28 protein-coding genes and 1 tRNA gene are annotated in these 21,022 nt (G+C 31.6%); 22 read left to right on the top strand and 7 right to left on the bottom strand.

What is annotated here, in order from left to right; translation table 11 throughout:
• Positions 1 to 290 precede the first annotated feature (290 nt).
• The 20 genes from plsB (at position 291) to ACGH80_RS07360 (ending at position 12,850) form a co-directional block, all read left to right on the top strand.
• A complete protein-coding gene (plsB, locus tag ACGH80_RS07455; protein ID WP_411630771.1) occupies positions 291 to 2,705 on the top strand; it encodes a glycerol-3-phosphate 1-O-acyltransferase PlsB in 2,415 nt (804 codons plus the stop codon).
• A 96-nt stretch (positions 2,706 to 2,801) separates the two neighbouring features.
• The gene (locus ACGH80_RS07450) at positions 2,802 to 3,326 is read left to right on the top strand and encodes an SMI1/KNR4 family protein (protein ID WP_174798924.1); all 525 of its coding nucleotides are present in this window, start codon (positions 2,802 to 2,804) and stop codon (positions 3,324 to 3,326) included.
• An 89-nt stretch (positions 3,327 to 3,415) separates the two neighbouring features.
• Positions 3,416 to 3,934, top strand: a complete 519-nt coding sequence (locus tag ACGH80_RS07445) for a CPCC family cysteine-rich protein (RefSeq protein ID WP_081296692.1) — start codon at positions 3,416 to 3,418, stop codon at positions 3,932 to 3,934.
• A 177-nt stretch (positions 3,935 to 4,111) separates the two neighbouring features.
• Positions 4,112 to 4,420: a hypothetical protein gene (locus ACGH80_RS07440; protein ID WP_208610458.1), complete on the top strand. Its 309-nt coding sequence runs from the start codon at positions 4,112 to 4,114 to the stop codon at positions 4,418 to 4,420.
• A 68-nt stretch (positions 4,421 to 4,488) separates the two neighbouring features.
• Positions 4,489 to 4,938 (top strand): hypothetical protein, encoded by a 450-nt coding sequence (locus ACGH80_RS07435; protein WP_085164995.1) that lies wholly within the window; start codon positions 4,489 to 4,491, stop codon positions 4,936 to 4,938.
• 78 nt (positions 4,939 to 5,016) lie between these two features.
• Positions 5,017 to 5,322 carry a hypothetical protein gene (locus tag ACGH80_RS07430; protein ID WP_085164997.1) on the top strand — a complete coding sequence of 102 codons (306 nt, stop codon included), beginning with the start codon at positions 5,017 to 5,019 and terminating at the stop codon, positions 5,320 to 5,322.
• 210 nt (positions 5,323 to 5,532) lie between these two features.
• Positions 5,533 to 5,916 carry a hypothetical protein gene (locus tag ACGH80_RS07425; RefSeq protein ID WP_411630769.1) on the top strand — a complete coding sequence of 128 codons (384 nt, stop codon included), beginning with the start codon at positions 5,533 to 5,535 and terminating at the stop codon, positions 5,914 to 5,916.
• 16 nt (positions 5,917 to 5,932) lie between these two features.
• Positions 5,933 to 6,418 carry a hypothetical protein gene (locus ACGH80_RS07420; protein ID WP_085165001.1) on the top strand — a complete coding sequence of 162 codons (486 nt, stop codon included), beginning with the start codon at positions 5,933 to 5,935 and terminating at the stop codon, positions 6,416 to 6,418.
• Between the two features lie 172 nt (positions 6,419 to 6,590).
• Positions 6,591 to 6,920 carry a hypothetical protein gene (locus ACGH80_RS07415; protein ID WP_085165003.1) on the top strand — a complete coding sequence of 110 codons (330 nt, stop codon included), beginning with the start codon at positions 6,591 to 6,593 and terminating at the stop codon, positions 6,918 to 6,920.
• A 33-nt stretch (positions 6,921 to 6,953) separates the two neighbouring features.
• Positions 6,954 to 7,232, top strand: coding sequence for a hypothetical protein (locus ACGH80_RS07410; protein ID WP_065575069.1), 279 nt, complete (start codon positions 6,954 to 6,956; stop codon positions 7,230 to 7,232).
• 102 nt (positions 7,233 to 7,334) lie between these two features.
• Complete coding sequence (locus ACGH80_RS07405) at positions 7,335 to 7,667, top strand: hypothetical protein (RefSeq protein ID WP_296300422.1); 333 nt, start codon at positions 7,335 to 7,337, stop codon at positions 7,665 to 7,667.
• Positions 7,654 to 8,046 (top strand): hypothetical protein, encoded by a 393-nt coding sequence (locus tag ACGH80_RS07400; RefSeq protein WP_141672707.1) that lies wholly within the window; start codon positions 7,654 to 7,656, stop codon positions 8,044 to 8,046. The genes ACGH80_RS07405 and ACGH80_RS07400 overlap by 14 nt, the downstream gene beginning before the upstream one ends.
• Positions 8,047 to 8,087: 41 nt before the next feature.
• Positions 8,088 to 8,357, top strand: a complete 270-nt coding sequence (locus ACGH80_RS07395) for a hypothetical protein (protein ID WP_034913569.1) — start codon at positions 8,088 to 8,090, stop codon at positions 8,355 to 8,357.
• 97 nt (positions 8,358 to 8,454) lie between these two features.
• Positions 8,455 to 9,582 carry a hypothetical protein gene (locus ACGH80_RS07390; RefSeq protein ID WP_411630767.1) on the top strand — a complete coding sequence of 376 codons (1,128 nt, stop codon included), beginning with the start codon at positions 8,455 to 8,457 and terminating at the stop codon, positions 9,580 to 9,582.
• 102 nt (positions 9,583 to 9,684) lie between these two features.
• Positions 9,685 to 10,002 (top strand): hypothetical protein, encoded by a 318-nt coding sequence (locus ACGH80_RS07385; protein WP_411630765.1) that lies wholly within the window; start codon positions 9,685 to 9,687, stop codon positions 10,000 to 10,002.
• Positions 10,003 to 10,069: 67 nt separating this feature from the next.
• Positions 10,070 to 10,390: a hypothetical protein gene (locus tag ACGH80_RS07380; protein WP_411630764.1), complete on the top strand. Its 321-nt coding sequence runs from the start codon at positions 10,070 to 10,072 to the stop codon at positions 10,388 to 10,390.
• Positions 10,391 to 10,393: 3 nt separating this feature from the next.
• Positions 10,394 to 10,942 carry a hypothetical protein gene (locus ACGH80_RS07375; protein WP_065589876.1) on the top strand — a complete coding sequence of 183 codons (549 nt, stop codon included), beginning with the start codon at positions 10,394 to 10,396 and terminating at the stop codon, positions 10,940 to 10,942.
• Between the two features lie 667 nt (positions 10,943 to 11,609).
• Entirely contained in the window at positions 11,610 to 11,933 is a 324-nt protein-coding gene (locus tag ACGH80_RS07370; RefSeq protein WP_143421966.1) for a hypothetical protein, read from the top strand.
• 52 nt (positions 11,934 to 11,985) lie between these two features.
• Positions 11,986 to 12,279 carry a hypothetical protein gene (locus ACGH80_RS07365; RefSeq protein ID WP_065589874.1) on the top strand — a complete coding sequence of 98 codons (294 nt, stop codon included), beginning with the start codon at positions 11,986 to 11,988 and terminating at the stop codon, positions 12,277 to 12,279.
• Between the two features lie 19 nt (positions 12,280 to 12,298).
• On the top strand, positions 12,299 to 12,850 hold the full coding sequence (locus ACGH80_RS07360) for a hypothetical protein (RefSeq protein ID WP_065589873.1): 552 nt from the start codon (positions 12,299 to 12,301) through the stop codon (positions 12,848 to 12,850).
• A gap of 286 nt (positions 12,851 to 13,136) precedes the next feature.
• Here ACGH80_RS07360 and ACGH80_RS07355 read toward each other — a convergent pair.
• Positions 13,137 to 13,213: transfer RNA gene (locus ACGH80_RS07355), tRNA-Pro, on the bottom strand.
• Positions 13,214 to 13,285: 72 nt separating this feature from the next.
• Positions 13,286 to 14,422, bottom strand: a complete 1,137-nt coding sequence (tgt, locus tag ACGH80_RS07350) for a tRNA guanosine(34) transglycosylase Tgt (RefSeq protein WP_065589872.1) — start codon at positions 14,420 to 14,422, stop codon at positions 13,286 to 13,288.
• 137 nt (positions 14,423 to 14,559) lie between these two features.
• Between tgt and ACGH80_RS07345 the strand changes: the two genes are divergently transcribed.
• Complete coding sequence (locus tag ACGH80_RS07345; protein WP_174798918.1) at positions 14,560 to 15,234, top strand: M48 family metalloprotease; 675 nt, start codon at positions 14,560 to 14,562, stop codon at positions 15,232 to 15,234.
• Positions 15,235 to 15,312: 78 nt separating this feature from the next.
• Here the strand turns inward: ACGH80_RS07345 and queA are convergent, their stop codons facing one another.
• Entirely contained in the window at positions 15,313 to 16,353 is a 1,041-nt protein-coding gene (queA, locus tag ACGH80_RS07340) for a tRNA preQ1(34) S-adenosylmethionine ribosyltransferase-isomerase QueA (protein WP_174798917.1), read from the bottom strand.
• A gap of 152 nt (positions 16,354 to 16,505) precedes the next feature.
• Here queA and ACGH80_RS07335 point away from each other — a divergent pair, with 152 nt between their 5' ends.
• A complete protein-coding gene (locus ACGH80_RS07335) occupies positions 16,506 to 17,264 on the top strand; it encodes a M48 family metallopeptidase (RefSeq protein WP_174798916.1) in 759 nt (252 codons plus the stop codon).
• Between the two features lie 80 nt (positions 17,265 to 17,344).
• Here the strand turns inward: ACGH80_RS07335 and ACGH80_RS07330 are convergent, their stop codons facing one another.
• The 4 genes from ACGH80_RS07330 to thrC form a co-directional block, all read right to left on the bottom strand.
• Positions 17,345 to 17,797: a hypothetical protein gene (locus ACGH80_RS07330; RefSeq protein ID WP_174798915.1), complete on the bottom strand. Its 453-nt coding sequence runs from the start codon at positions 17,795 to 17,797 to the stop codon at positions 17,345 to 17,347.
• Between the two features lie 61 nt (positions 17,798 to 17,858).
• A complete protein-coding gene (ribD, locus tag ACGH80_RS07325) occupies positions 17,859 to 18,989 on the bottom strand; it encodes a bifunctional diaminohydroxyphosphoribosylaminopyrimidine deaminase/5-amino-6-(5-phosphoribosylamino)uracil reductase RibD (RefSeq protein WP_174798914.1) in 1,131 nt (376 codons plus the stop codon).
• A gap of 8 nt (positions 18,990 to 18,997) precedes the next feature.
• The gene (gene nrdR, locus ACGH80_RS07320) at positions 18,998 to 19,450 is read right to left on the bottom strand and encodes a transcriptional regulator NrdR (protein ID WP_065560389.1); all 453 of its coding nucleotides are present in this window, start codon (positions 19,448 to 19,450) and stop codon (positions 18,998 to 19,000) included.
• Positions 19,451 to 19,668: 218 nt separating this feature from the next.
• Entirely contained in the window at positions 19,669 to 20,958 is a 1,290-nt protein-coding gene (thrC, locus tag ACGH80_RS07315; protein ID WP_034914088.1) for a threonine synthase, read from the bottom strand.
• Positions 20,959 to 21,022: the final 64 nt, after the last annotated feature.

Raw genomic sequence — 21,022 nt, 5'->3', positions numbered from 1 at the left:
AACAGAGAGAGCCATGTAGTTGATATCAATAAACCTTTATATTAGACTTGGATATTGTTATATAAGTTGTTTTTATCAGCTAATTACATGGACTAAAGATTGTGCAAATTTACTAACAGATAAGCAGTAAGAAGTATATACTGCATTAACTATTAAATGCTTTTGCAGACTAAAAACAAAACTGCTTTAAATTTTTAATTTAAACATTCATTTCTCAGTTTAGTTAGAAAGTGCAGAATCTAAGTTAGTTAAATGGATAATTAATAAAAACGTATGAGGTTTATTTTTTTATGTTTTCTTGGTGGACTAAAGTTTATTTTTTTCTAATCCAAATTTTGGTGAAGCTTTTTGTTAAAAGCAAACCAATTCCTACCGATCCAATAACAGAATTAGACCTCGATACCAACAAGCCAATTTTATACGTACTTCCTTATAACTCTCAAATTGATTTGATGGTGGTTCGATCTCTTTGTTTGCAATATAGTTTACCTGATCCATTAGTTGGCATAGATATTAATGGTAAAGTTATTCCAGCTTATATCTATATTGATAAAGGACCTGGTATTTTTGCATCCAATCAACAAAAAAATAAAGCGATTGAAATTTTAAGGGATTATATTTCTGCACATCAACAAAATCATGATCTTGATATTCAGATGCTACCTATTTCGGTCATGTTTGGTCGCCGCCCTGATAAAGAAGGAGAAAAAAAACTTTCACTGCAAGTACTTGGTGCACCTAGTAAATTATTAAAAATAATGACATCAGGCAGAGACTGTTATACACGCTTTTCTCGTACTGTTTCCTTTAAAGATATTCATGTCGATAAACAAGATCTTTCAGTGTTAGCACATAAATTGGCTCGCGTTGCGCGTATTCATTTTGCAAAGCAAAGGATAGCTTCTGTCGGCCCCAAACTGCCCATTCGCCAAGAAATGCTTAATAAATTATTAAATAATCCTGGACTGTCAGAAGCAATACAAGAAGAGGCTAAAAGCAAAAATATTGATATTGATAAAGCGAAAAAAAATGCTTTAGCAATGCTAAACGAAATTGCCGCAAATTTTTCTTATCGTATGTTAAGAATAACTGATTTTGTTCTCACTTGGGCATGGAATAGGCTCTATCAAGGTCTTAAAGTGACAAACGCAGATCCAGTTCGTGAGCTTGCGCAAAACGGACACGAAATTGTGTATGCTCCTTGTCATCGTAGTCATATGGATTACCTTTTATTATCCTATGTGCTTTATCGACAAGGTTTAGTTCCTCCTCATATTGCTGCTGGCATTAATTTAAACTTTTGGCCAGCAGGTCCTATTTTTAGGCGATTAGGTGCATTTTTTATTCGCCGCTCATTTAGAGGAAATAAGCTCTATACTGCCGTTTTTCGTGAATATTTGGCTGAACTATTTATCCGTGGTTATTCTGTTGAGTATTTTATTGAAGGTGGACGCTCACGCACAGGCCGGTTACTCGATCCTAAAACAGGCATGTTGATGATGACAATCCAAACATTATTGCGTGGTGATGCACGCCCAATTACTGTTGTTCCTGTTTATATTGGTTATGAACATGTTTTAGAAGTTGCAACTTATGCCAATGAACTCCGTGGTGCAAAAAAAGAAAAAGAGAGTTTAGGACGCACAATTAAAGCATTTTTCAAATTAAAAAAATTAGGGTTTGGCTATGTTAATTTTGGCCAACCTATACCTTTAAATCAATTTTTAAACCAACAAGTTCCTGATTGGCGAAATGAAATAGAACCAACTGGTACACAGCGCCCTAGTTGGTTAACACCAACAACCAATTTACTTGCTAAACAAATTATGGAGCATATTAACTCTTCAGCTGCAATTAATGCGATGAACTTATGCTGTTCAATATTATTGGCCGCAGACCAACGCGCACTAACCAAAGTAAGGTTACTGGAACATATCGATTATTTTTTAAAATTATTAAAAAATATTCCTTATTCAGATTTGATAACTATTCCAGATCAAACACCTGAAGAATTATTTGAACACGCCAAACAAATGGGTAAATTCATTATTACTACCGATGAAGTTGGTGAAATGGTTGGACTTACAACTGAACAAGCAGTATTAATGACCTATTACCGAAATAATATTCAGCATTTACTGATTATTCCTGCAATCGTAGCTAGAATTGTGCTCAAATATAACCAAATATCATCTGGCGAAATATTAGAACAAGTAAGACGGTTTTTCCCTTTAATAAAATCAGAACTATTCCTTTATCATAATGATGAACAGCTAACTGTATATGTACAACAAATCATAGCAACTTATGCCAAATTGAATTTAATTAGCGACTCGACAGATAAATTGACAGTAAATTCTTTAAAAATTTCGGGATTACAATTAATTGCTTCATCTTCTAAAGATACTTTACAACGTTATGCTATTGCGTTTTCTTTATTGCAAAAAGATCCAACTATTAGCCGTGCAAAACTAGAAAAAGAGGCGCGTCTCATTGCTGAACGGTTATCTGTTTTGCATGGTATTAATGCTCCAGAATTCTTCGACAAAGGTGTATTTTCAACATTAGTCGCATCACTACGAGAGCAAGGTTATTTAGATGATCAAAATGATACCAACTTAGGAAAAATTGAAACCATGAATACAATACTTAAGCCTCTAATTACAGCACGAGTAATGCAAACTATCGACGAAATCAATTTATAACTCAAATAATAAAAAGTCCATAATGAAGCTATTAAACAAAAAAATAATAAGTCATGCTTTTTAGTTAATATGGTTTGGGTGAAAAAGAAAAAACAAATGATATTGAAACTTGAAGAAACACAACAACAATTAACTGATGAAGAACTCAACGAATTTAGTCAATTCGTTGGGAATAAAATTCACGATGATTTTATCAACTTTTACCGCCAATTTAACGGAGGAACTTTTATACAACTTGATAGTAAAATGAGTAATTATGTTGATGACAAGTTTTTGATTAATTTTTTTAGCATAAAATATGGCCTTACAATAGAAAATATTTATGCGCAGTTTAAACGAGATTTCCCGCAGCTACAAGATATGCTCCCTTTTGCTTCTGATCTATACTTGAATTGTTACCTGCTTTCATTAAGGCCTCAAGATAATGGTTGTGTTTACTACTGGTCAGTCGTAGAGCAAAAATTAACACTGCAATTTGAATCATTTAACTGTTTTATTTTATTTTTGGATGAGGTATTACAATCTCTTGACAAAAAATATAAGAAAGATCGCCAGCTAGATATTCTTATATGGGTTTGGGTTATTGCTTCAATTGCGCTTTACATTTATTTCAAAAAATAACCGTTTGTGATAATTATATTTTTGCTAAATAGATAATTAGCATTATAGCGTTCATTTAACTATGAGCTTAATAGAGGCATAGCAACATTATGTGTATATCTTTTTTGCGTAATGAGGTCATCAATTTTTTAAGTTATCATGCGTTATTTAGTTTAAGCTTACAAGCTAGAACAACATATTTGTTTGAAAATGGCATAATAAACCAGCAATCTTGCGAGCATGCTAAACAAGCAATATTTAATAATGATATTTTTGATAATTATAAACCCTCACCGTTATTAAAAAATCGTTATCTCGAAACAAAAATAGAGCAAATTACCGGTAATAAAATAAAGATTATAGATCACCCAGATAGTGGAATATCAGGGGTAGCTTGTGCTTGTTGCCAATTTGTGGTGTTCGAAAATGCTGAAGATGCTATTTTTGAAATATGCCCTGTTTGCAATTGGCAGACGGATACATTGGATAAAAATGGTTATAGCAAATTAAACAAAAGTTACTTAACAGATTATAAAAATAATATCGTCACAAAAGAATTGATTGAGCAATACAGTGATGTATTTATAAGAAGGTATTCACCTACCAGCTTAAAATTGAAGCAAGTGTAATTTTCTATATAAATTTTCCTATCACAATGAAAGTATGTAAAATCTGATTTTTTAAACAAAAAACAATCTTTATGGCTAAATAAAATTTGATAATTTATTATTAAGAAGGCTATTAAATAAATTGGTAAACACATTAAAAAATAACAGAATAACAAATGACTAAATAGGAATCTAAAAATGCTACATTCGACAGTTAATGTCAAAATTTATTGGCGATCCATACAACAAGGTGGAAAAAAAACGCTTCCTATAAATACAAAATACTATCCGATCACTGAACCGCTTAAAGATAAGCAGGGTGATATGACAAGTTGGTCATTGGTAATAAATGTTAAAAATAATGAGGACATTAATACTCATGAAAGAATAGGTTTTGGTGAAGCCCATTTTTTAATGAAAAATGCGCCCAGTTACTTACTCAATAAAGGGTTTAAAATAATTATTTATGAGGGACCTAAACAAGTGGCAACTGTTGAAGTACTTTAATTACTGTCTTAAAATACAATTACAAGCTAAAAACATCTACCAACTAGAAAAATAAAGGTAAAATCACATTGAATAAATGGGAGTTTAATCATCAACTCAATCAATTAATTGCTATATTGACTTCCAAAGGTTTTGTTACCAAAGGCTGTAATGACCAACAATTGGCTCAACTTGAACACCAATATGGTCGGCTTCCTGTATATTATAAAATTTTTTTGTCAAAACTAGGCATTAATGCAGGTGATTTTAAACTTGGTACAGCTATATTATTTCATGAAATTGATGATATAAACCAAGGCTCTTTAGTTTTACTGGTCGAGAACAATATTTCTATTCCCACTAATTTCTTTGCTTTTTTATTACATCAAGGTTATTCAAGTCTATTCTTTATGGATAGACATGATGATCCTATGGTCTATTGTTATACAGAAGGTGACGTAATAAAAAATTTAAATTGCAAATTTAGCCAATGTATATCGGCTGAAATAGCATTGTATAAAACGTATCAGACTGAGTAAATGATTTGTTTTTATGCTTTAGTGCATGACAAACCTATTAGGCTCTAAAATCATATTGAATAAAAAGGTTATGGTTATATGAAATATACTAAAAATGAATATATTCGATTAGGGCGAACATTACAAACAACAATTATTGATGATCTTCCCAATAATGCTTCACAATTTACTACTATTGCTATAAATTTTAAAAATAAAAAGTATAGGGTTCTTTACGAAGTTATAAAACTAGTCGATGGTGTGGATTTTTTCGACGAACATGAAACGATTATTGATGAAATTCATGAATTCAATTTGTATCAACAAATGATAGATTATTTAGGCTCTATTGGTATTGATATAGATCAATTGGGGCCAGCAAAAGGATCAAAGATAATATTTTGATTTGGGAAAAGTGTTAAGGTTATTAAATTCATTTTTTATATCAAATCATTCATTTCACGAAATAATGCATTAATATCATACAATTACAAACCAAGATAATTATAGGATAATACAACTGAATTTTAGTGATCTTATGCATCTGGATGTTCTGTTATTATATCCCCTAATTATGCGATCACTCACTAGTCACAATCAAACATGGAAAAAACAATGAAATATTACGCAAAGCTAGTTGCTATAGATCCATATATTGAGGAGCAGGCTACTTTTGATTTTGGTCAATATCAACTTTGCTGTTTTATCAATTCTTCCGCTTGTGCGCTAAATCAGGACAATATTTATCTATTAGAACTTAATTTGTGTTTTATTGACAAGATAAAGCCTGAACTATCTGGAGATAAGCATTTTTCTATTATGCAACAAGCTGATACTTTTGTTCATCATATTAATGGTTATCTATTTGAAAATAGATTAATACTATCGAATCTTGTTTTTCAAGATGATTTATTTTATGATTTTGCTTACTTAAGTGGTGATTTTATTAAGTTTAGTGTTAATAGGCTTTCTATTGATATTTTAAATAACATTTTTTAGATTAAGTATGATAAAAATGATATCCAATGTTGTAGTAAAGCGATTACCTCTCAGGAAACCTGGCGAAATCTATTCACTTGTTGAAGTTGATGGTGTTTGCTGTAATGAAAAACTGAAAGGGGGCTATTTAGAAGCGGCTTTTAGTTATAATGATGATTATATCTTACTTTTTTTGTCACAAAATGGTGACGCTTGGGAAGAGATTTTATCTATTTATTTACTTGATTTAAAAAGGAATAAATTTGTCGATCGAGCTAGAATTGGTGGTGGCTACTCTTCTTGGTTTGCTGGGAATGGTATTGATGATATTAAAATTTTATCCGATAATACGATAAGTTTTGAATTTATGTCGTTTAAGGATTCTGATGGTTGGTTACTCGAACTTTTTAACAAACCTATAAAAACCTTTCCGTTTGCACTTAGATATCTACCTTACATTTCCCGTCCAATTTCTTCCAAACGCTATTTTTTGATTAAAAAGAATAAAATATCACTTAACTAAAATCTTTGTATTGAAATACTAGATAGTTGTTAAGATGAAAAATTGTTTATAATAAATTATCTATATATTTTTTGAATATTGGTAATCAATATAGCGATGATCGTTGTTGCGAGTTAGGATTTATCTTTAAATAACAATTATATTTACCTTACAATATTACTAAAGAGGCGAAATGGTAGCTAAAATCATTCTGCAAGATACGTTCAATGAGCAAGATTTTCTACGGTTTGCCGAAAATTGGCAGCAAAATGCATCGATCATCATTGAATCAATATTACAACACAACGATGCAAAAAATCGTATTTTTAACTTTGTCTTAAATCATATTCCAGATTCATTTGCCGAAGCAGTGATTGATATTTTTCTGGAAGATAGTGATTTTATTATTAGTGATGAGGATCTGCTAAAATGTGTAAGGCAAGGCTCCATCGGTTTAAAACAGAGCATACGTTATCGAAAAAAGACACCTCAATATATTCTTAATTTATGTAACCAAGAATAATCAACGCATTACCAATATCAAGGAATATAAAAGATGCTAGATTTTTCCTACTTATCAGATCAAAAAGACAGTAAGCCATCTCTTGTTTTAAGTGATAAAAAAGTGCAATTACTTGAGCAAGCTTTTATCGATTTAAAGCGGAAAACAGGCATCATGATTGATGTCTATGGGCGAAACAGAATCTATCCCGATCATCAAAAAATATTAATCAACTTGTTACAAAAACATAACGACAGCGAAATCCAAAAACTAATTATGCTACTTAAGCAAGCTGTGAGTGAAGACGAAGTGATTATTGCCGATGGTGATTAAATGAATACATTGCTTATTGAAATATACTGACAATCATTTAATATGCCATTATACTGATGTCTGAATATTGAAAGTATCTTAACCTTTTAATTTTTTTTGAAAATGATGAATTTTATTACTATACGAGATATGCTTTCTAACATAGAAGACATGCCATACAGTTTTTTTTATCTTCCCGCTGATCACTCATCTTGGACACTTGATACCCAAGGAGTTTTTAGTCTTGAGGATGAAGATATTTTAGATGATGATGATTCAAACCTGCCTAAACAAGCTATAGAAGAAGGTTGGATACCAACGCTAGAAAAAGCCGAAATTGAAGATATTATTAGCGTGGCTAACAATGAATTAGATAATCCAACATTAGAGGATTTATTTAGCTCTTTTGTCTTTTATTTTAAAAACGATGCTTTTTTACAGTATGATGATTTATAACAATAAAAAAACAGTTGACTTGATATCAAACTTATCTGATAAACTCAATCAATTAGGTATTTTATTACAATCGAATATTGCTAGGCAGTTTAAATTAACTGATATGGCTAGTTATGTACATGTTAATATCTTGAAACAACAAATTTATCTGCGTTTCAAATTATCAATTAACAGTATGGAACTATTTGATAATGATATTGTTAATATTCGCATCACAAACGATATGATACATATAACTTGCCTTGTCTATTCAAATTATGGTGTGGATAAAGTAATGGAATATCAAGATAATCTTAATAATTTTGAATTATCTATTTTCGACAACATTGCTCTTAAACTACTGTCATGTTTTAAATCACATATTAATTTTATAGCATAATACCATGTTGCAACCAGAATTGATTAAATAGGATAGCAAAAATGAACGAAATATGGGTATTTAATGGTGAAGGAGCAAACTTTCCTGCTGGTATATTCACCTCGTTAACTGAAGCTAAAACTTGGATTGAAAAACATCAATTATCTGGTGTGTTAACCCGTTATCCTGTGAATACTGGGGTGTATGATTGGGCGATTGCTAATGATTTGTTTACTGCCAAACAAACGTGGCATACAAAACCTGCCTTTATTGAATCTTTTACCTGTGCCTCAATGGAACACTACCATTTTGAAGCAGGACAACAGCAATAGCACTAAAACATTACTAATCATTAAAACTATTCTGTATAGAAAAAAGCCAAGTTATGTACACAACAATCCATTAACGCATTGACAAAAAAGGAAATAAGTGGTGGAAAAATTTTTCATATTACTTAAAAAAAAGGGAATAAATTATTTTATTAAAAACAATAAAATAACCATTAATGGTAATGTGGACTTATATCATACAAATATTAAGACACTTCCTAATAATTTATCAATTAGTGGGCATCTAAATTTAGCTCATTCACATATAGAAGAATTACCTCAAAATTTAACGACTGGTGGCAATCTAAATTTAAATTATACCCATATCCAGACATTGCCTGATAATCTATCAGTTGGTGGTAATTTATATTTAGCTTACAGCGATATTAAAACATTACCTAACACTTTTTTTTGTGGAGGAAATTTAGATTTAGACTCATCAAAAATAGAATCGTTACCTGATAACTTAACCGTACTTGGTAACTTAATTTTGCAATATACTAAGATAAAAGCATTACCTGAACATATCACAGTTAAGGGAAATTTAAATTTATACGATACTCAAATTGAAGTATTACCAACATATTTATCAATTGGTGGGGGATTAGATTTAAGCTATACAAATATCACAAGTTTACCAGAAAAGTTCTCTATTAATGGTAATTTAGCATTAAGTGGCACTAAATTAACAAACCTGCCTGAAGGCCTTTCTGTTTCTGGAAGTTTAGAACTTGAATATACTGAGATTCAAACATTGCCACGTAATCTTACTATAGGTGGTAATTTAGATTTATTTCACACGCAAATCAATAAATTATCAGAAAATTTATCAGTTGGAGGTTATCTAAGTTTACAAAATCAAAAAATTAACACCTTGCCCGAAAATTTATCCGTAAACGGAACTTTATACATTGATGAGACAGAGATTAAACGATTACCAGAAAGTTTACAGGTAAATCATGTACTGATTTTAGATATCGAAAAAATCGAAAATATTGTTTATTATAAAAATCTTGAAGGGTTTGCTTCAACAATTTTCGCTTGTTGGATCAATAATGAATTTACTATTGTTGCCGCTCGTTTTTTAGGTGCACTTAAAACATTTGAAAAATATGTTGATAAAAATGAATCCTATGAAAATGCAATCAATTACAAAATCGCAGCTAGAGAATGTGTAGAAAAATTAGCTAAAAAACTGAATAAACCTTTTTTATCTAACAGCCTCTAATCTGTCTGATAATTATGGTAAAAACAAAGATATTAATCCAGTAATCTTGTAAATATGTAAGATAATATCTTACTATTCATTACCTAATAGGTATTTAAATTTATGGCGCTAGATTTTATTATCAACTTTGACAATCAGCAATCAGAAATATTTACCATGAGCGAAGATCTTCATGGAAAAATATTTAGTACATCAACCTGCTGGAAAAGTCTTAAACAATTAAAAAGAATTCGTGACTATTACACCGTTAATGTTGTGTTTAATGCTAGCAATTTGGCAATATTGATAACTGATTTAACGCAAATTATGTCACAAATTGAAAATTTTACTCCTGAACTGCAACGGATCATCATCACGCTCAAACAAAAAATATTAAACAATTACGTGTTACTGGTGATTAACTATTTAGTTATTGAATAATGGATATCAAATACTTAGCCATACGTTTTAGTAATAAAACTTATTATGATAGGGATAACACCACTCAATGTCAGCCGAGTTTAGATTAGTGTTTATAAATCACACATGGTATCAGCAAAATGCCTGTGATATCGCCAATGAAATTTTATCATTACCCACTTATATTGCTAAAAATAGCGCATACTGTTTATCAAGCTCACCATATTGGGATAATAGTAAGAGTAGATTGTTCGATGTCAGACTATTTTTGGAAGATACTCAAATTTTTATTGAAATAAGTGCTCATCCGCCTAGGATCGAAAAAGATTTAGCGCAGTTATTTACATGGATAAGAAGTCAGACTGAGATTAAAATATTAGACGACGATGGGCAAATATCAAGATGGTAAGTCATGATCGCATTGAATGCTAACATTATTAGCTATAAATCAATAGGAAACATTCAAATTGGTGATAACATTCTCACTTATTTGGATGAAATGTACCAACGTTTTGATGTTAAATGTCAAGAATGTGAATTGTATTCTCCACCTGGTGAGCAAAATAGATGGTGCTTCTATTCGTTAAACGATGGCACATTGACAATCACTACCACTTTTGACGGAGACATTATTGGAATAGGATGTAACCAAAATTACCAAGGCAAATATATAAATAAATATCAAAACGAGTTATATGCTGGCATTACCATGGAAGAGTTGTGCTATCTAACTAAGTTTCGAGCTATCTTACTTGGCATGCTGATTGTTGATGATGATTATGGTCTATCTTTCACACTACCTTCACCTTACGATGAAATCGCTGATAATATAAAAGACATCCCCTATGATTTAAAACTTAATGAACTTTATGTCACGGATTATTCTCAATGGAAGCCCAAAGCATATAAAAAGAAAACGCCGAAAAAACGCCGTATACCTAAACCTTATTCTTATTTTTAGTGTTAATTTAAAACATAAGCTATAAACGCCCTCTTCCTAAATTTTGTGTATTTTAAAGTTAAAGGTGACGGATGCTCAGTCAATTATTCATTTAATGCAGTTTCAATTACCTGTTTATTCATAAAACCCGTTAATTTACCTAAATCCTCCTGCATTTTTATGCTGTTAGCCAGCTAGCTACCATTCTTCTTAGTTTTTGTTCATCCATTTTAAGTTGTTGCATTAGCTCTAGTATTTGGCTTGTTCTTTTTTAAATTATTTTTAATCTTTTTAGAAAGAAATACCACAACGCTAATTAAAATAAAATTAATAACAAAATCAAAAATGAACGTACCTGCCGATGTTAATATGCTTTTTTTGTAAATGGAAAAAATAAGAAAACTAACTAATGTAATTATCCACGTTATCCTTATTATTGAAAAACATTATATATCATTCGCCCATCCCATTGATTAATTAAAATATATAAATTAAACACGCAATTAACTTAACTTGTTACTTTTTAAAAATTTTTGAAAGATTATAACGATCAGTAAGGTTAATTGTGATAGATAAAACCTATTATAATATATTTTATTGATCTGTGAAACCGATCATAATACAATAGTCAATCTTTTTAACTTAACCTTTACTTTACTTTTAATAAATTTTTATAGATAAGGAGAAAATGATGCTTGGTAGAATTTTGAACGGTTATTATTCTGATCTTGACGGAGATTATTATATTACAACGAATCCTTTAGTTAGAGATGGTATAGCTTTGCTTTATTGGATTGGGTTTACTTTAATTATTTTTGATAAATTTTTGGGACTAGATAATCCTATTAAAGTTTTTATGGCACTTTACGATATGTTTCATAATTTAGGCGGTTTACAAGGGTTTGGGATTTTGATTATTTACTTTTTCTTTACTAGCTTTATTTTTGGTTGGCTTCCAAGCATGTTTACATTAAGAATTTTAAAAATTTTAGAAAACTTATCTGGTAAATAAATAACTATTTAAATAATGAGGCTTATTTGTGTTAATTACAAGGAATAAAATAATGAAAAAAATAATTAGTTTTGTGTGTGTTAGTGTTTTAGGTTTTGTTTTGGTGGGATGTGGTGATAAAAACACAATTATTTATGATTTAAAAACAGGTAAAGCAACAGCAAGTGGTTTTGATTCTCAAGCTCCAGATTTAACTGGAGTTGGTTATATGAAAATAATGAATGAGATTAGTAAAAATTGTAATCTTGATACTGTAACACTTGCTATAAATTTAAATACTGATGGTAAATACACAACAAAAGTTTGTAAAAACGGCATTACTTACAAATTAATTAATGCTAAGTAAAAAAGAAAGGGGTTAAATAATGAAAAAAATAATTAGTTTTTTTTGTATTAGTGTTTTAAGCATGATGTTGGTTGGTTGTGGTGATGATGAGTTTGTAAAATTTGCTAAAGAAGCAATAAAAGATCAAAAAGAATGGGCTATGCTTTATGATTTTAAAAATAACAAATTCTATCAGTATCATACTTATTCAATTCGTAAAAATCAAGAACCATCTTTTATAATTGATCGTGAATTGAAAAATTGCTCAGTTTCAAAAGAAGAAATAAATAAAGTAATATTATCTGACGATTCAATTAATTTAACTTGTGATTCATACTTTGTTGGTGATTTAAAAGTAAAAGTGAAAATTGTTGGTAAAAAATCATCATATGATCAAAATATTCTTGATAATGATTTTAATTATCTATTTAACTTTAACACTAACAAAGTATATTATAAAATTTCAGGTGATACAGATGAGCAAATGAAAAAAAATGCAGAAAAAACAAAAAGTTCATGTCACTCAAAAGATAAAGAAATTTATGACGATTGCGGTCTCTTTAATTCAAGAGAGAAAATAATTGGTTTATAAGTAATAATAAAAAGAGGGGATTCCCTCTTTTTATAAAATTGTTGGGAGTTTTACCTTTTTATTTTGTATATGTTGTATATCTTCTTCTTTTTCAATTTTAAACTTATTTAATAAATACTCTTTTTCTTTCAAATTACATTTTTTAGTAATTTCACTTCTGCTAAAATATAAAAAATAACTTATTTTATAATAAGTTAGCTTTAATTTTTTATTTTTATTAAATAATGTAATTATGTTATTTTTTAAGGTATTAATGATGTTAAAAAAGGGTTTTGAAAGGAAAAAATGGTCGGCGAGAGAGGATTCGAACCTCCGACCCACTGGTCCCAAACCAGTTGCGCTACCAAGCTGCGCTACTCGCCGTTGGAAGCGCATAATACTGCGCTTCCTAAAAAGTGTCAATACCTACGATAAAAATTTATATCTGCTATGTCTTTATTTCGATAAAGGTGCTGGTGTTTTACCAATTCGTTGATAAAATTCAATGACAAAATTTTCGTAACGTTTATTCGCAACAGCTTCACGAATTTCAGCCATTAAACGTTGATAATAACGTAAATTGTGGATGGTATTTAGTCGTGCACCTAAAATCTCACCACACTTATCTAAATGATGAAGATATGATTTAGTATAATTTTTGCAAGTATAACAATCACAATGAGGATCAAGCGGAGTAGTGTCGTCTTTATATTTTGCATTACGAATTTTAATTACACCATTTGTGACAAATAAGTGACCATTACGTGCATTACGGGTTGGCATCACACAGTCAAACATATCAATACCTCGACGTACACCTTCAACTAAATCTTCAGGTTTACCCACGCCCATTAGGTAACGAGGTTTATCGGCTGGTAATTGTGGGCAAGTACCCTCCAAAATGCGATGCATATCAGCTTTAGGCTCTCCAACAGCTAATCCACCAACAGCATAGCCATCAAAGCCTATTTCGGTCAATCCTTTAATTGAGATATCACGTAATTCTTGATGTATTCCGCCTTGCACAATACCAAAGAGTGCATTTTTGTTGCCTAATTCATCAAAACGCTTTCGGCTACGTTTAGCCCAACGTAAAGACATTTCCATTGATTTTTTGACATAATCCCAATCAGCAGGAAACGGGGCGCATTCATCAAAAATCATCACAATATCAGAACCAAGATCATATTGAATTTCCATTGAAACCTCAGGTGATAAGAAAATCGAATCACCATTAATCGGATTACGGAAATAGACACCTTCCTCTTTGATTTTGCGGATATCACCTAAACTAAAGACTTGAAACCCTCCCGAATCGGTCAAAATTGGGCCATGCCACTGCATAAAATCATGTAAATCACCATGTTTTCGCATGATTTCTTGTCCAGGCCTTAACCATAAATGGAATGTGTTGCCTAGTAATATTTGAGCTCCAGTTGCAGTAACCTCTTCAGGGGTCATACCTTTTACCGTGCCATAAGTACCAACAGGCATAAATGCTGGTGTTTCAACGGTATATTCAACTCCACGACGATCGAATTTCATACGTCCTCGACGAGCAAGCCCATCGGTATTGTCTAGTTCAAATTTCATTTTTTTGTTAACCTCTTGCGACCAAATAAACAGTTTGGCGCGAATTATTGTTATAATACGTCACCGTATCATTAATTTTCGGTGTTAGTTTATCGTGCTAGGCATCAATAAACAATATTTGAAAGGATTTAAGACATTTGAAGCATATTAATTTATTTTTAATATCATGTTTTTCAATTAGTTTATTAGTTGGTTGTCAAAACTTCAATAATGAAGTTGCGCTAATTATTACATCAGACAAAATTAAACATTTATCTGAACAAGACATCGAGGCTATTGGAGCACAAGCGTGTGCTGACTCAGATAAACGATCTGTTATTGCTAATGAAAGTAGTTGGCTTACCCAAAAACTTGAAAAACTAACTCAAACGTTGCCTAAAAAGATTAATGATATTGAAGTAAATTACAAAGTTTATTTAAATACTGATCCTAATGCATGGGCAACAGCTAATGGTTGTATTCGCATAAACAGTGGATTAATAAAATTATTAAACGATAATGAATTACAGGCAGTTTTAGCTCATGAACAAGCTCATATTGCTCTTAAGCATGCTATAAAATCATTTAAACTAGCCCCTTATGTTGGGATAACCAATAAAGAGGTAATAGTTCTTGTTAAAGAAGATATTGCTCAACAATATGAGTTTGAAGCCGATCATTATGCCTTGGAATTATTAATGAGCAGTAATATTAACCCAATCGGGCTTGTAACTATGTTAAAAAAAATGCCGATTCATTCAAAAACAAAAACATCGCATCCATCAAATACAAAACGTATTGATCGTATTTTAGATCAATTAGGCAATAAATAAGTATTTATATAGATAAGCTTAATATAGCCATAAAGTTTGAACTTAGCTTAATTACATTGGATATTTATTTGATATTTATTAATATTTATTACTTTTCGCTGTAATAAACATAGCATCACCATAACTAAAAAATCGATAGTTTTCTTTAACAGCATGTTGGTAAGCTTTCATGGTGTTTTCATAACCAGCAAAGGCAGAAACAAGCATAATCAAAGTTGATTCAGGTAAATGAAAATTAGTTATGAGCGAATCAATGACCTTAAATTGATACCCCGGATAAATAAAAATTTGGGTATCGGCAAAAAAAGGAGCTATTTTTCCTGTGTTTTGTGCTGCACTTTCTAAAGCTCGAACAGAAGTTGTTCCCACAGCGATAACTTTTTTGTTTCGTGCTTTACATGCTAACACCGCTTCCACAACAGTTTCTGGCACTTCAGCATATTCAGAGTGCATAATATGGTTTTCAATGTTTTCAACCCTAACTGGTTGGAATGTTCCTGCTCCAACGTGTAAAGTGACAAATGCCATTTCGACGCCTTTCTGTTTTAGTTTTTCTAATAAAGGTTTATCGAAATGAAGACCCGCCGTGGGTGCAGCAACGGCTCCTGGCACTTTACTATACACTGTTTGATAAACTTCACGATCTTGTTCATTATCTGGGCGATCAATATATGGCGGTAATGGAATATGACCTATCTTATTTAAAACACTAAGCACATCGTCAGGAAATTGCAATTCAAATAAAGCATCGTGGCGTGTTAGCATGGTAACCTTAATAGGGTCATTTTCACCTAATATTAGTTCAGCACCTGCTTTGGGTGATTTTGAAGCTCTAATATGCGCTAGAGCTCGGTTATTATCTAATATTCTTTCAATTAATATTTCAATTTTTCCACCTGAAGCTTTTTTTCCATATAAGCGAGCAGGAATAACTTTAGTATTGTTGAAAATAAGTAAATCACCCGGATTGATTTTATCGATAATATCAGTAAATACATTATCTTCAACTTTACCTGTATGGCTATCAAGAGATAAAAGTCGGCATGCACTTCTGTTTTTTGAAGGATGTTTGGCAATTAGTTCTTTAGGAAGATAAAAATCAAAATCGGATAGTTGCATAATCGTGTTCCTCAAAAATGAGGCATTAGTCTAAAGCCCGGATATTGTCTAATCAAGCAATTATTTGTTGATTATTATAAAAGTTACGTTAAAATTTAAATTGTCTAAAGAAATTAGGCATTTGACATTTATATTAATATAAGGAAAAGAGTATGAATAAACATCAAAAAACATTGTTAGTTGCACTACCTCTAGTTGCAGCAATGTCACTCGTTGGTTGTAAAAATATGAGCGCAGATGACTTAACTAGCCTTGGCATGAAAAGTTTGCAAGCTGCTACTCTAAGTGATAATGATGTTAAAGCATTAAGTCAACAATCATGTGCTGAAATGGATGCTCAATCAAGAATTGCTCCAGCAAAAAGCGCTTATACTAAACGATTAAATAAAATTGCAAAAACACTTGGTAATAATCTAAACGGTACACCAATCAACTATAAAGTATACATCACAAAAGATGTTAATGCATGGGCAATGGCTAATGGTTGTGTTCGTGTATATAGTGGTCTAATGGATATGATGACTGATAACGAAATTCAAGGTGTTTTAGGTCACGAATTAGGTCACGTAGCTTTAGGTCATAGTAAAAAAGCAATGCAAGTTGCTTATGCGACTGAAATTGCACGTGATGCAGCAGCAGCATCTGGTAATGCAAAAATTGCCGCTCTATCTAAATCTAGCTTAGGCGCTTTAGCATCAGCAGTGATTAATTCTCAATTTTCACAAAAACAAGAACAAGATGCGGATAACTATTCTTTCGATTTCTTAGTTAAGAAAAAAATTAATCCAGTAGGTCTTGCAACTGCATTTGATAAATTAGGTGGCGGTGACGCTTCAATCTTAAGTAGCCATCCATCTTCAACAGATCGTGCAAATAATATTCGTAAAAAAATCGCTGAACTTAAAAAATAAGCACAGTAATTTTTAATCAAAAGCGCTATTAATGGCGCTTTTTTTATTTGTTACCAATAAAATAAAATTTGAAGACGAAGCTAAGATTTAAAAGTTTCAAGGCGATTATTGATAATACATTGATCTTTAACCATTTCAAATGAAACCAAAACCCCTTCCAAATTAATACCTAGAGTAATCAAAATGTTATCGAAAACATAATAGTAACGCATGTGCTCTTCATAGATATGATCTTTAAATCTATAATTATGATTAAACTGATTGGTTAACTCAAACGGCTGACCAATTTTAAAGTCAAAACCAAGAAAATCTAAAATTTGATTTGCTTTATCACATAAGAAAGTGTTGTCTATAACTTCATCAATTGATAATGCCTCAACATTATCCGAAATATAAAAAAAGAGAATTTGATAACCACAGACTTTTCCTATTCCTGAAATATCACCATAACCGAAGTCTTCGATAATACGATACTCATCTAAATTAAAAAAAAGATCGATATCAAGTGTGGCGAATCTTGTTATTTGATACATACCAGCTAACTTACTATTAAATTTTTAGTTTTGAATGTTACTGAAAAAAGTTATTAACTCTTTACAAAGTTGCAAGTAATTTTCTTTTTAAAATAAGTCGAAGATCATCGCCCACCATAGCAATCGATTCAAATTGAAATTGTGGTGCTAATGAAAGCTTTTGCAGATTTGGCAATATACACATATCTAACGCATTATGACCAAGTAATTTTGGTGCATAATAAATAATTAATTCATCCACTAAATCTTGTTCTATTAGAGCTCCAGCCAGATGAGCACCAGCTTCAACCCAAACCGAATTTATTTGTTTTTCGGCTAATAATGCAAACAATTTAGATAAATCTATTTGTTTACAACTAGATGATTCTATAATTAATTTGGTATTTTGTTTTGCAATAAGGTTATCTTTTTTTCGTACTATCCATGTTTCACCTGGCTGATTGAAAATATTTTCAGTACCTGTTAGCTGAGCTTGACTATCAATAATTACACGAATAGGTTGCCGGATTTTTTCTGGTAGGTAGATTTTTTTTATTTCATCAGGTAATTCGTTATATCTAACTGTTAAACTTGCATTATCAGCTTGCACAGTCGCACGAGTACTTAAAATACAGCTTGCTTGAGCTCGGAACTGTTGCACATCTTCTCTTGCCTTATTTGATGTTATCCATTTGCTTTCACCAGATGCCATGGCAATTTTACCATCTAATGAGGCGGCTAGTTTAAGTTGAATATAAGGCAAACCTGTTCGCATGAGTTTTAAAAAGCCTTTATTAATAGCTTCTGCTTGCTCAGTTAAAACGCCAATGGTGACATCTATTCCTGCTTCTTTTAAGCGTTTAATACCATTACCTGCAACATTAGGGTTAGGATCTTGCATCGCAATTACTACACGAATGATGCCAGCTTTAATAAGCGCATCAGCACAAGGAGGTGTTCGACCAAAATGACTACAAGGCTCTAATGTCACATAAGCTGTTGCGCCGATTGCCTCATCACCAGCCATTTTTAGTGCATGAACTTCGGCATGAGGCTCACCAGCTTTTTGGTGATAACCTTTGCCAATTATTTGATCATCTTTAACAATGACACAGCCAACATTAGGATTTGGTGTTGTTGTAAAACGACCAAGCTTAGCCAAATCAATGGCTTGTTGCATATAGAAGTGATCTTTATTGCAAATTGCAGTCATATTGTTGATTATTTTTGTTGTAACTTAGCAATTTCATTACTAAATTGTTCGATATCGTCAAAACTAAAATAAACCGAAGCAAAACGAATATAAGCAATTTTATCTAGATTTTTAAGTTCTTCAATCACATAGTCACCAATTAATTTTGCTGGAACTTCACGTTCACCTGTTGCTCTTAGTTTAGATTTTATACGTGTAATCGCATCTTCAATGGCATCAAAACTCACTGGACGTTTTTCAAGAGCCCTTTTCATACCATTACGTAATTTATCTTCATTGAATGGTTCGCGAACTTTATTGCTTTTAATGACATTAGGCATAATTAATTCAGCAACTTCAAATGTAGTAAATCTTTCATTACATTCAACACATTGCCGTCTACGTCGGACTTGAAATCCTTCACCAACAAGACGTGAATCGATCACCTTTGTATCATCTGCATTACAAAAAGGACAGTGCATAAATGTATCCTTATGGCAACAAAATAATCATTACAATATCTGAAAATTTTGATTTAAACAAGGGTCTAATTGTTATGACGTTAATCATTATACTAGAAAAATAGGTATGGTTTATTCACCTTAAATGTTAGTTTTATCATCGATAGTATTAAAATACATGATGATGAAGATTCACCAAACATTCAAAAATTAGCCACCTATTTGGTGGCATAAAACACTTACCAATTTAATTTAATGAGAAAATCTCTTAATTTAGCAAAATCATCAGGCATACAATGAGAAAGCAATGTCATATCAGCTCGCTCTGCTAACTCTTTAGGCAATGGAACTGATTTACCTAAAATATCTTCAACCACTTCTTTAAATTTAGCAGGATGTGCCGTACCTAAAAATAGTCCATATTCACCCTCTTGTAACTGATCACGCAGTGCTCGATAAGCAATTGCACCATGAGGTTCAGATAAGTAACCTTTTTGATCAAGTTCACAAACAGTTTGCTTAGCAACTTCATCCGAAACAGTAGCATGACCGAGTGATTTAAGATCCCATCCCTCACGCTTATAAATCTCTTCGATACGTGGCCAGTTATTTGGTTGACTTACATCCATTGCATTCGATAATGTTGCAATGGTTGTGTGAGGTTCCCACTTACCGGTTTCTAAATAACGAGGTACTGTATCATTGGCATTCGTTGCAGCAATAAAGCGTTTAATAGGTAATCCCATTGTTTTCGCAAGTAGACCTGCTGTTAAGTCTCCAAAATTGCCACTTGGCACAGAAATAACCAGCTGTTCACGTTGGGTTGATGTGAGTTGTGCAAAAGCTTCAAAATAGTAACAGATTTGTGCTAATAATCGGCTAATATTAATTGAGTTAGCGGAGTTTAAACCTATTGTTTTTTTCAAATCTTCATCATCAAATGCCTTTTTAACTAAGGCTTGACACGCATCAAAGTCACTTTGAATAGCAATTGTATGTATATTATCACCTAAAGTACAAAATAACTTTTCTTGTAATGGACTAATTTTACCTTCTGGGTATAAAATCACGACGCGAATATTTGGTAAATGATAAAACGCATGAGCAACAGCCGCACCAGTATCGCCAGAAGTAGCAGTCAAAATAGTAATTTTTTTGTCAGCAGCAACTTGCACTAAAGCTTGCGCCATAAAGCGCCCACCAAAATCTTTAAATGCTAATGTTGGTCCATGATATAGTTCTAATGAACCAATATCTGCTTCCACAGAAGTTACTGGAGCAGGGAATTGAAATGCATTTTTAACAAGTCTATGCATATCATCACAGCTAATCTCATCACCAATAAAAGCAGATAAGATCTTGGCACTTCGAGTAATGAAATCAAGTTTTAATAACGACTCAATTTCGGATGATGAAAATTTAGGTAATTGTTGAGGAAAAAATAAACCTTGTCCTCTTCCTAATCCTTGTTGAACTGCTTGTGCAAAGCTAACTTGCTGGGAATGATCTTTTAAGTTATATAATTTCATAATATTTTCCGGTTATCTTTATGCTGTAATATTTCACTCTTCGTAATATCAACTTGTTGAATAA

Source organism: Gilliamella sp. BG1 (assembly GCF_046635625.1).
Taxonomy (GTDB): Bacteria; Pseudomonadota; Gammaproteobacteria; order Enterobacterales; family Orbaceae; genus Gilliamella; species Gilliamella bombi.
This window is presented reverse-complemented; position numbering and strand designations above follow the sequence as displayed.